General features: G+C 30.0%; 8 protein-coding genes and 1 other annotated feature. Of the genes, 6 read left to right on the top strand and 2 right to left on the bottom strand.

Going from position 1 to position 11,653, the window contains the following annotated elements; all coding sequences use genetic code 11:
• Window positions 1-341 precede the first annotated feature (341 nt).
• The 5 genes from CC89_RS03880 to recQ all read left to right on the top strand — a co-directional run bounded on the left by CC89_RS03880 (window position 342) and on the right by recQ (window position 7,239).
• On the top strand, window positions 342-1,340 hold the full coding sequence (locus tag CC89_RS03880) for an ABC transporter substrate-binding protein (RefSeq protein WP_035289268.1): 999 nt from the start codon (window positions 342-344) through the stop codon (window positions 1,338-1,340).
• Window positions 1,312-2,100: an ABC transporter permease gene (locus CC89_RS03885; RefSeq protein WP_051931468.1), complete on the top strand. Its 789-nt coding sequence runs from the start codon at window positions 1,312-1,314 to the stop codon at window positions 2,098-2,100. Before CC89_RS03880 ends, CC89_RS03885 begins: the two co-directional genes overlap by 29 nt.
• On the top strand, window positions 2,069-2,701 hold the full coding sequence (locus CC89_RS03890) for an ABC transporter ATP-binding protein (protein WP_035291152.1): 633 nt from the start codon (window positions 2,069-2,071) through the stop codon (window positions 2,699-2,701). Before CC89_RS03885 ends, CC89_RS03890 begins: the two co-directional genes overlap by 32 nt.
• A gap of 64 nt (window positions 2,702-2,765) precedes the next feature.
• Window positions 2,766-3,038, top strand: a binding site (T-box leader).
• A gap of 293 nt (window positions 3,039-3,331) precedes the next feature.
• On the top strand, window positions 3,332-4,528 hold the full coding sequence (gene tyrS, locus CC89_RS03895) for a tyrosine--tRNA ligase (protein WP_035291154.1): 1,197 nt from the start codon (window positions 3,332-3,334) through the stop codon (window positions 4,526-4,528).
• Window positions 4,529-5,067: 539 nt separating this feature from the next.
• Window positions 5,068-7,239 carry a DNA helicase RecQ gene (gene recQ, locus CC89_RS03900; protein ID WP_035289271.1) on the top strand — a complete coding sequence of 724 codons (2,172 nt, stop codon included), beginning with the start codon at window positions 5,068-5,070 and terminating at the stop codon, window positions 7,237-7,239.
• 302 nt (window positions 7,240-7,541) lie between these two features.
• Here the strand turns inward: recQ and CC89_RS03905 are convergent, their stop codons facing one another.
• A complete protein-coding gene (locus tag CC89_RS03905; RefSeq protein ID WP_035289274.1) occupies window positions 7,542-9,020 on the bottom strand; it encodes a transposase in 1,479 nt (492 codons plus the stop codon).
• Between the two features lie 157 nt (window positions 9,021-9,177).
• On the opposite strand from CC89_RS03905, the gene cysS reads away from it, so the two are divergent.
• The gene (gene cysS / locus CC89_RS03910; RefSeq protein WP_035289277.1) at window positions 9,178-10,587 is read left to right on the top strand and encodes a cysteine--tRNA ligase; all 1,410 of its coding nucleotides are present in this window, start codon (window positions 9,178-9,180) and stop codon (window positions 10,585-10,587) included.
• Window positions 10,588-10,671: 84 nt separating this feature from the next.
• Here cysS and CC89_RS03915 read toward each other — a convergent pair whose 3' ends face one another.
• Complete coding sequence (locus CC89_RS03915; protein ID WP_035289279.1) at window positions 10,672-11,301, bottom strand: GntR family transcriptional regulator; 630 nt, start codon at window positions 11,299-11,301, stop codon at window positions 10,672-10,674.
• Window positions 11,302-11,653 lie beyond the last annotated feature (352 nt).

An 11,653-nucleotide genomic window follows, 5' to 3' on the forward strand; every position in this document is an offset into this window, starting at 1 on the left:
TGTGATGGACTTATGAAATTTCTCCTCCATGACTTGCATAAGAGCTTGAAACAATAAATTTAATTTAAGAAATTCTAATCTTTTAGCCATATAAAATTATCTAACGCTCAAATTCGACGTCCTGCCTCAGGTTCGCTAGCCTGGCGTCCTTGCCAGGCTTACGATAATTTTATCTGTCTAAAAGAAGAATTCCTAAAATTAAATTTAAATAGTTTCTTTGCTTCTTATGCAATTCATTCCAGAGAAATTTCATAAGTCAAGTAATGTAATATTTTTTGTGGTTTAATCATAATATGTTTTTACTAATGTACTTAAAAAATTAAATATTACGAGGTGGTAATGTGAAAAAGAGATTGTATATACTTAGTTTAATTGTACTAATATGTTTTTCAGTTTTGTTTGGAGGATGTGCTAGTTCTCAGAAGAATAATGATAAAAATGATACTAGCACCAAAAAAGAGAAAATAAAAATAGGTGCTTTAAAAGGACCTACAGGTATAGGTATGGTTAAGCTTATGGAAGAGGGGAAAGATAAGTATGAAATTACTTTGTTTAATTCACCAGATGAAATAGTTTCTAAGGTTGTAAATGGTGACTTGGATGGTGCAGCTGTCCCTTCAAATTTAGCATCGGTTTTATATAATAAAACAAAAGGAGAAGTTAAATTAGCAGCTATCAATACATTAGGAGTTTTATATGTGGTTGAAAACGGGAATGATATTAAAAGTATAAAGGATTTAAAGGGGAAAACTGTGTATTCTTCAGGAAAGGGATCAGCTCCAGAGTTTATATTCAACTATATACTTAAGAAAAATGGATTAGAACCAGATAAAGATGTTAAAATAGAATATAAAATGCAGCATAGTGATTTAGCTGCTTCTGTAGCTGCTAAAGAAGTAGAGATAGCATTGCTTCCAGAGCCATTTGTAACTTCTTCTAAAATGAAAAATGAAGATTTGAAAATTCCTATTAATTTAACAAAAGAGTGGGAAAAGACTTCTGGAGATGAAAGTAAACTAGTTATGGGTACAGTAGTGTTTAGAAATGATTTCATATCTAGCAGAAAAGAGGATTTAAATAATTTTCTTCAAGAATACGAGAAGTCTGTCGATTTTATTAATAAAAATGTTGAAAGCGCAGGTAAACTTGCTGAGAAGCATGGAGTTATGCCTAAGGCCAAAATAGCAGAATTAGCAATTCCTAAGTGTAATATAGTTCTTATTAAAGGGGATGAAGCTAAAAAATCTATAGAAGGTTTCTATAAGGTTTTATTCCAAAGTAATCCTAAATCAATTGGAGGAAAAATGCCAGATGAAGGATTCTATTATAAAAATAATTAAAAGGATATCTATATTGTTTTTCTGGTTAATTATATGGGAGCTAGGCTCCCTTTTTCTCAATAAAGAAATTTTATTGCCAGGTCCTATTTCTGTTTTTAAAAGGCTATCAGGACTTCTATTTGAAGAATACTTTTGGAAGAGTATATTTTATAGTTTATTAAGAGTATTTGGTGCTTTAATAATATCTATAATTATGGGAATAATATTTGGTATAATGGCAGGAATTTTTAAGATTTTTGAAGAAATTATGGAACCATTCATGGCAGCAGTAAAATCTACTCCGGTAATGTCCATAATAATATTAGCTTTAGTGTGGCTTAAAGCTGGTAATGTAGCTATTTTTACTGCCATGTTAATATGTTTTCCCATAATTTATACTAATGTACTTCAGGGATTAAAATCAGTGGATACTAAAATAATAGAGATGGCAAGGTTATATAGAGTAAAAAAGGTTTATGTAATAAAATATGTTTACTTACCAGCAATAAAGTCATATATAGTTTCCGGAATAATTCTTTGCTTGGGGCTTGCATGGAAAGTAGTAGTTGCATCTGAGATTTTAAGCACGCCTAAATATTCTATAGGTTTAAATCTTTTAAATTCTAAAACCATGCTTGATACTGAAGAGCTTTTTGCGTGGACTATTGTAGTAGTAATCTTGAGTTTAATTTTAGAAAATGTTTTTAGAAAGCAAATATTAAAAAAGGGAGATAAATATAATAATGGAAATGGGAGCAAAACAAAATTCAATAGAATATGAAATTGAATTAGTTAATGTTTGTAAGAAGTATGGAGAAAAAGAAATTTTAAATAATTTAAATATTAGCTTTCCAAAAGACAAAATTACTGTAATAACAGGTCCATCAGGAGTTGGAAAAACTACTTTATTAAATATAATAAGTGGATTAGACACGGAATATGAGGGAAATATATTTTGGCATGATAATGTGAGCAATAAGAAATTTTCATATATATTTCAGGAAGATAGATTAATTCCGTGGCTTACAGTTTATGAAAATATAGAATTTGTTTTAAAATCCCAGTTAAATAAAGAGCAAATTAAAAAGGTAATTGATAAAAATCTAAAATTAGTAAAACTGTACGATAATAGGAATATGTTACCTGAAACTTTAAGCGGAGGTATGAAAAGAAGAGTAGCTATTGCAAGGGCCTTTGCTTATGAAAGTAACCTATTACTTATGGACGAGCCATTTAAAGGGTTAGACAATGATTTAAAAAAAGAAATAATAGAAGAGTTTCTAACAATATGGAATAATAACAGGAGAACTGTAATATTAATAACCCATGACAAGGGTGAGGCTGAAGCATTAGGACATTATATATATAAAATGGAAGAATAAAAAATTAAACTTTGCTTGACATTTAGTCATAATTTTCTTATAATGATGTAAAAGTTAATATTAATGAAATGCTGTGATAAGAAAAAGTAGGTTTATTCTATCTTTTCAGAGAGTCTCTGGGTGGTGTGAAGAGATAAAGAAGAATGTGCCGAATACATCTTTGAGCATCGCACCGAAGCCATTATGGTTGTAGGCTGCTGACGGGACTTTCAGCCGTTAAAAACGATAGAGTATCATGTATGTATTGAGAAGTTTTACATCGTACTCGAAAAGGTTAATATCGCAAGATATTAATGAATTAAGGTGGTACCACGGGAAATTATCTCCCGTCCTTATTGTGTAAACAGTAAGGACGGGAGTTTTTATTTTGTGCAAAATATTACTCAGTGATAGCTATTGCAATAAATTTGTAATCAAATTGACAATGCCGGCGTAGGTTGCAAATTTATGGACATTTCAGTGGATATCTATAAGATAATTGTGAGAAAAATTAATAGTAAAAATTTAAGGAGAGAGGTAGGTGAAGGGGCTGTCGTATTAAGGAATTCACATGTAATATATTGTTTTGCAAGTTTAAAGTTAACACAATATATCATAGGATTTATTCTTAGTGCGACAACTCTAGATGATATTATGAATATAGATGAGCAAATAAAAATAATTAAAAAGGGTGCAGATGAAATAATAAATATAGAAGAATTAAAAGATAAATTAATAAATTGTGAAAAGGAAAATAGACCTCTAGTTGTAAAATTAGGTCTGGACCCAAGTGCTCCGGACATACACATCGGTCATGCGGTGGTTTTGAGAAAAATAAAGCAGATTCAGGATTTAGGGCACAAAGCAGTAATAATAATAGGTGATTTTACAGGAATGATAGGGGATCCTACTGGAAAATCTAAAGCTAGGAAGCAGCTTACTAGAGAGCAGGTTTTGGAAAATGCTAAGACCTATGAAACTCAAATATTTAAAATATTAGACAGAAGTAAGACAGAGTTAAGATTCAACAGTGAATGGTTATGTAAGCTTAATTTTAAAGATGTTATAGAATTGGCATCAAAATATACTGTGGCTAGAATGCTTGAAAGAGAAGATTTCAAAAATAGGTTTAATAACCAAATGAGTATAGGAATACATGAATTTTTTTACCCATTGATGCAAGCCTATGATTCTGTAGAAATAAAGGCTGATATAGAACTTGGAGGAACTGACCAGAGATTTAATATTTTAATGGGAAGAACTTTGCAAAAAGAATACAATCAAGAAAGCCAGATAGCTATATTTATGCCTATATTAGAGGGGTTAGATGGTAAGGAAAAAATGAGCAAAAGTCTTGGCAATTACATTGGTATAAAGGAAGATGCAAAAGTAATATACAACAAAGTAATGCAGATACCTGATGAGCTTATAATAAAATACTTTGAATTAGCAACAGATTTACATCCAGATATTATAGATAATATAAAAGAAAAATTGAATAAAGAGGGTGTAAATCCAAGAGATATTAAAATGAGGCTTGCGAGAGAAATTACAGCTTTATATCACAATGAAAAAGAAGCTTTAACAGCGGAGAAAAATTTCAAGAGTATATTTCAAAAAGATGAAGTGCCTGAGGATATTTCAGTGATAGAAATGCAAAATGGCTGGGGATTGATAGATATAATGGTTCAAGGAAATTTAGCTTCATCAAAAAATGAAGCTAGAAGGTTGGTATTACAAGGTGGAGTGAAGATAAACGGAGAAACAGTAAAGGACTTTAAAGAAGTTAAATTAAATAAAGAGGACATTATAAAAGTAGGTAAGAGAAAATTTATAAAAGTTTTATAAAATGTGCGAAAATTTAGTTTTAAAAAGAGGGTGTCGCCAAACTATTTTAAAATAGTTTACGATACTCTTTTTGTCTATAAAGAGTACTGTAAGATTAATGAACTGTAATTAGTTTGTACGTAAAACTGTAAACAAAATTAATAAACTATTTATGGTTATTAATTTATATGAGAACATGTGTATGTATAAAATATATTTTTTTGTCTATAATGTGAAATATGATTATCCCACAAAAAGTATTACATTACTTGAATTATAAAACTTCTCTGGAATGACTTGCATAATAAGCAAAGGAACTATTTAAATTAAATTTATTATTCTGAGCTCTTATGCAAGTCATGGAGGAGAAATTTTATAATTCTACCACATTGTACTTTATTGTGGGTTAATTAAAATATAAAATTATTAGATTCGGTATAATAAATTTAAGTTCTACACGTAGTAAAAACTTATTTGAAATTTACAAATTTGTTTATGATTTGTGTTAAACTAAATAGTATAGGTTTATAATTAACAGGTAAAAGGAGTAGGGATATTTAATGTACAGTTCAGAAGAAGTTCTTAAAAAATATTTTGGGTATGATGGTTTTAGAAGAGGACAGGAAAAAGTTATAGGTAGTGTATTAAATGGCAAAGATGTAGTGGCTATAATGCCTACAGGTGCTGGAAAATCATTATGTTTTCAAATTCCTGCTATTATGTTTAGTGGAATTACTATAGTTATATCTCCATTAATTTCTCTTATGAAAGATCAAGTGGATAGTTTAAATGAACAGGGGATACAAGCTACTTACATAAATAGTACTCTTACAGAAATGGAATATATGGAGAGAGTGCAGCAGATATCTGTGGGTAATTATAAGCTTATTTATATAGCTCCTGAAAGGTTAGAGTCAGAAGGCTTTTGTAGAATATTAAATGATGTAGAAGTATCCTTTGTAGCCATAGACGAGGCTCATTGTATTTCTCAGTGGGCTCATGATTTTAGACCTAGCTATAAAAAAATAGGTGAGTTTATAAATAATTTTTTTAAAAGACCAGTAATTGGTGCCTATACTGCTACAGCTACGGAAAAGGTAAAGGAAGATATAGTTAAGTTATTAGGATTAAATAATCCTGATGTGTATGTAACAGGATTTGACAGAGAAAATTTGTTTTTTTCTGTGTTAAGGGGAGAAGACAATCAAAATTATATATTATCCTATATATCAAATCATAAAGAAGATAAGGGAATTATATATGCAGCTACAAGAAGAGAAGTGGAAAGCATATATAATTTTTTGCTAAAACATGATATAAAGGTAGGCATGTATCATGCTGGACTAAGTGATAGGGAGAGAGAAGAGGCGCAAAATAGTTTTGCTTATGATGATATAGATGTAATGGTGGCCACTAATGCTTTTGGTATGGGTATAGATAAATCAAATGTGAGATTTGTTATTCATAATAATATGCCTAAAAATTTGGAAGCCTATTATCAAGAGGCAGGACGTGCAGGTAGAGACGGTGAAAAGAGTGAATGTATACTTTTATTTAATGCAAGAGATGTGCAACTTCAAAGTTTCTTTATAGAGCAGAGTGAATTGCCTTCTTATAGAAAAGAGTATGAGTATGAAAAATTAAGAGAAATGGTAGATTATTGTTATACATCTAAATGCCTTAGAAAATACATATTGGAGTATTTTGAAGATGAGGTGAATTATGAGGAATGTAAAAACTGTGGAAACTGTTTAGATGAAAGTGAGTACAGAGATATAACATTAGAAGCTCAAAAGATATTTTCTTGCATATATAGAATGAGAGAAAGATATGGCAGTGGCATGGTAGTTGATGTGCTAAGGGGATCAGAAAATAAGAAGGTTCTAACACCAGGATTAAATAAATTATCAACCTATGGCATAATGATGGAATACAGTAGAAAAGATTTAATTAATATAATTAATAAATTAACAGCAGATGGTTATTTGAGGCTTACAAATGATGGATATCCAGTAGTAAAGTTAACATCAAAAGCTGTGGATGTTTTAAAGAGTAGAGCCAATATTAAAATGAAGGTTGCAAAGGTTAAAAAGGTTACTAAAACTGATGACCAATTGTTCAATTTACTAAGGATACTTAGAAAACAAATATCAGAAGAAGAAAAGGTTCCACCATATATAGTATTTGGAGACAGTTCCCTAAAGGAAATGAGTGGATACATGCCTATTAAGAAGGAAGAATTTTTAAGTATAAGTGGAGTTGGAGAAGTGAAATATAAAAAATATGGTGAAAGATTTCTAAGGGAAATACAAAGCTACATGGAAGAAAATAATATAGATAGGGGAGCTTTCTTAAAAACCTTAAGAAGTATAGATAATAACTTAAAATTGAAAAATGAAGAGGATAAAAGTGAGGAAAATGGAAATAGTAAAATTCCAAGTTACCATATAACATATCAAATGTTCTCTAGAGGAGAGGAACTTGAGGAAATAGCTAAAGAGAGGAATATGGCATTACAGACTATTCAAAATCATTTAATTAAATGCTATATGGAGGGAAAAGAGTTAGATGTTAATAAATTTGTACCAAAAGAATATGTAGAAATGATAAAAGAAGCAATAGATAAGGTAGACACAGATAAATTAAAGCCTATAAAAGAATTATTGCCAAGGGAAGTGGAGTATTTTTGGATAAAGTTAATTAAATGTCAAGAAGAAAAAAAAGTTGGATAAATATTTTATTCTACTTATTGAAATTTTCAATGGTTGTGGTAAAATTTTAGTAGAGATAAAAATTTATGGATTGTTATTACAATTATTTAAGAAATAAACAAGGGTTATTTCACCGCAGGATTAGATTCTCTGCGGTTTTGTTATTATTTAATTAATTAGTGGCTTGTAGAATTGAAAAATAAAAACTGTGGATAATTTTTAAGATTTGGCTTAAAAGCGTGCAAAAAAAGACACGACAAAAAGCCTTTTGTTAAAAAGGTATGCGTAGCATGTGGAAAGATATTTATTTGTGGATATGTTAATTATGAAGCTATTTTAAGAAGTTTATTTATACTTCTAATGTATTCTGGTTTATTTATAGCGTAAGCTAGTATAACATTTATGAGTTTAGAAATAGCCGTTAGGCACAGGTCAGCACGCATAGTTGCGGTGTTTAAAGTTCTTGGTGATTCAATGCATGGGTTAGATTTTAACGATGAAAGAGTTCGTTCAATACATGCACGATTAGGATATTCATCGTCCCATTCATTAGAATTTCTTTGAACACCAGGATAAAGTCTAAAGTCTTTATTGGGATAAACATAAGTCATACGACCACTTTTTTTATCAGTACATGGATTTTCACAAGTATGATAGCACTTACCTTTTTTATCCCTATGGGCTTTGGGACAAGTAAATTTGAATCTTAAGCTTCTATTTTTGCCTTTACAAGGACCTTCAGCTTTAAAAGGGGTTTTGTCTAAAGGACATAGAGGAACACCTTCTATATCATATTCAAGATCACCTATTTTACTGTTACTTTGATTACGAGGGTTAAGAGGTATAAATACTTTTTCAAAGCCACATTGTTGAAGAAAACCAAAGTTATCATAACTATCAAATTCTGAGTCACCTAAGAAATATTTAAATTTAAAGTTAGAGGTGTTACTTAATGTTTCTAAGAATGGCTTAATTACTGGTTTTAAAGAAGCATTATCATAGCAATATTTTTGCTCTTTAGGAGTTTCAAATTCTTTATCAATAGGGTTATAAAAATCTTCATCAAAAAATTTGATATTCAACGGAATGCCCCAACCATTAGTAATTAGACCAAATTTGTAAAAATAGCCGAAATGTCCATTTACGAAGTCTAGCTTAATACTATGGTTTGCAAAAGCAAATTTAGGCATGTTCTTATATGCGACAGCATAAGGATTGAGCTGTTTGTTATTGGTAGCTTTAGCATAGGATTTTACCCTATTTACTTCAGAAACAAGAGTTTTGGGATTATTTTCTTTTACTCTTGGTTTTAAACCTGAAGTATCATATATAAGTTGATAATTACGGTTTTTATGAGGTGAATCATCAGGAAGAGATTCATTGATATTGTTACAAATATCAATGACTTGAGGAACCATTGAATTAAATAAGTCGGCAAGATCACCTTCAAAATCCGTTTTAAATCTACTGAAAAAAGATTCATCAGGAATATCATCATAGAAGCAACAAAATTCTCTTATTTCAGTAGAAAATATAAGAAAAAGATTTAACAGAACAGTAGTAGGAATATGAAATATCTGCATTAGAATTAAAGCAGATAACACTGATGAAAGATTATATTTCCTATCTCTGCCTAAATCGGCATAGTATTTTTGAGTAAAAGATTCTGGAATAAAAGATTGGATATCAAAATTATCAGCAAGTAATTTGATGAAGCCTACAGGTTGCTTTTTTCTAAGGTCTTTAAGTTCGGTTAACTGCTCAAAAATATTAAGTTGCTTAAGTTTATTAATACAAAACATGTAATTCTCCTCCTCTGTGGATAATATTTTGTGTGGTTACATTTATTTTCTCACAGTGGAGGAAAATATAAAAGCCTATCGGCTAAAAAGATAGGCAAATCAACGGTTGTGTAATTTCACAATCGACTAATTTAATTAATTTGTAGGAGGAAACATTATGGAGTTCTATGTTTACAATACCTTAGCTAGAAAAAAAGAAGAATTTGTACCAATAAAAGAAGGAAAAGTTGGAATGTATACTTGTGGACCAACAGTTTATGATTATGCACACATTGGAAACTTGAGGACATATATTTTCGAAGATGTTTTAAAGAGGTCTTTAGAATATACGGGATATAAAGTAAAACATGTGATGAATATAACAGATGTAGGTCATCTTCAATCTGATGCAGATGAGGGAGAAGATAAAATGGCTTTAGGGGCAAAACGTGAAAATAAAAGCCCTTGGGAAATTGCTAGATTTTATGAAGATGCCTTTTTTGAAGATTGCAAAAAACTTAATATAAAAAGACCAACAGTTACGTGCAGGGCTACAGAACATATAAATGATATGATAAACCTTATAAAATCATTAGAGGAAAGGGGATATACTTATATTTCTAATGGTAATGTATATTATCAAATAGATAAATTTAAAGATTATACCAAACTTGCAAATTTAAGTATAGATGAATTAGAGGCAGGTAGCAGAGTTGAAGTAGATACAAATAAAAAGAACCCTCTAGATTTTGTTCTTTGGTTCACTAACTCTAAATTTACTAATCAAATAATGCAGTGGGACTCTCCATGGGGTACAGGATTCCCAGGATGGCACTTAGAGTGTTCTGCCATGTCTATAAAGTACTTAGGAGAAAGGGTAGATATACATTGTGGAGGAATTGATCATATACCAGTGCATCATACCAATGAAATAGCTCAATCAGAGGGAGCTTTAGGACATAAATGGGTAAATTATTGGATGCATGGAGAATTCCTTGTTTTAGATAATGGTAAGATGTCAAAATCCAGTGGAGACTTTTTAACTTTATCTAGAGTTATAGAAGAGGGATTTGACCCTTTAGATTATAGATATTTTTGTCTTCAATCTAGATATAGAAAGCAGCTTTTATTTAGCTTCCAAAGCTTAAAGGAAGCTAGTAACGGACTTAAAAAGCTTAAAGAAAAGATATTTTCCATAGGAAAAGCTGCATTGGAAAATGAAAGATTAGATGAAGATAAAATTCAGGATTATAAAAATAAGTTTGCAAATAATATATGTGATGATTTAAATATGCCTAATGCTTTTACTACACTTCATGAGGTTTTAAAAGATGGAGAGCTTACAAACAAAGAAAAAATTGTATTAGTTGAAGATTTTGATAAAGTTCTGTCATTAGATTTATTAAATTACAAGGAAGAAAAAAATATAGATATAGATGAAGAACATATAAATGACCTAATAGCTAAAAGAGCGGAGGCTAGGAAAAATAGAGATTGGGCTAAAGCAGATCAATTAAGAAATGAGCTTTTAGAAATGGATATAGAACTTATTGACACTAAGGAAGGAACTACTTGGAAAATAAAGTAATGTTAAAATAGAAAAATAAGAATAAGGAATTTATCTAGAATATGAAAATATTTTAGTAATAAATTCCTTAATTTTATACAGTGACTAAATCACACTTTTGTGGATTCTGTCTCTAGCATTGGTTAAATGAGTCTCCATTATTTTTCTAGCAGTTTTTCCATCTCTATTTTTTAAGGCATCTATAAGTTGTATATGATCTTCCACAGCCACATCTTGAAGTAAGTGCATATAAGGATCAATCATAACTATACGTCTACCTTCATCTAAAAGATGATCAATTAGTTGAATTAGCTTACCATTGCCAGAGGCTTCAGCAACTATTGTATGAAATCTTTTGTTATACTCCCATATACATTCATAATCAGGATATTTAACAAGAGATTCTAGTTTGTTAATTTGTTCTTTTGTAATTTTAGTAGCAGCTAGCTCTGCAGCAGCTCCTTCTAGAAGTATTCTTACAAAATACATTTCTAATATGTCTACATGAGTTATGATTTTTATCATGTAGCCATTTTTAGGTAGAGCATCTAATAGGTTATCATGACAAAGCATAGATAGAGCTTCTCTTACAGGAGTTCTACTAACATTAAGTTCTTCTGCTAGAGAGGTTTCTAATATTATTTCACCAGGTTTGTAAAAACCAGATAATATTCTATTTCTTAAGCATTCATAAACTTTTTCCCTTAAACTTTTTTTAGGATTAGAATTTTTCATATAAGCCTCCAATCAATAAATACATAAAGTATACATTAAATTAATTATATACATATTCTACGCATATGTACATATATCCTTTAAACAAATAAATTTAATAAATTTACGAATAAAGTTTCATATAAGGCACATTCAAATAAATAACAAGTCAGTATGTTAGTCTATTTTGCATCATACTGCGTCAGCAGAACCCGCCGATAGTACTACCAAAGGCGGAACCTGCTTCCTTGTCTGACACAAAATATACAAGCATCTTTGACTTGTTATTTCTTCTCAGGTACCTTATTAATAAAACTTTTAAAAACTACTACAATAAATTATAATTAAGTATGTAAAAATAAATTTACACAAG

Source organism: Clostridium sp. KNHs214 (assembly GCF_000744935.1).
Lineage (GTDB): Bacteria > Bacillota > Clostridia > Clostridiales > Clostridiaceae > Haloimpatiens.

What these genes read in the sequence shown, in the direction of transcription:
- CC89_RS03885 (WP_051931468.1), top strand. Translation starts at nt 1,312, where the DNA reads ATGAAGGATTCTATTATAAAAATAATTAAAAGGATATCTATATTGTTT.
- CC89_RS03890 (WP_035291152.1), top strand. Translation starts at nt 2,069, where the DNA reads ATGGGAGCAAAACAAAATTCAATAGAATATGAAATTGAATTAGTTAAT.
- recQ (WP_035289271.1), top strand. Translation starts at nt 5,068, where the DNA reads ATGTACAGTTCAGAAGAAGTTCTTAAAAAATATTTTGGGTATGATGGT.
- cysS (WP_035289277.1), top strand. Translation starts at nt 9,178, where the DNA reads ATGGAGTTCTATGTTTACAATACCTTAGCTAGAAAAAAAGAAGAATTT.
- CC89_RS03915 (WP_035289279.1), bottom strand. Translation starts at nt 11,301, where the DNA reads ATGAAAAATTCTAATCCTAAAAAAAGTTTAAGGGAAAAAGTTTATGAA.
- CC89_RS03905 (WP_035289274.1), bottom strand. Translation starts at nt 9,020, where the DNA reads ATGTTTTGTATTAATAAACTTAAGCAACTTAATATTTTTGAGCAGTTA.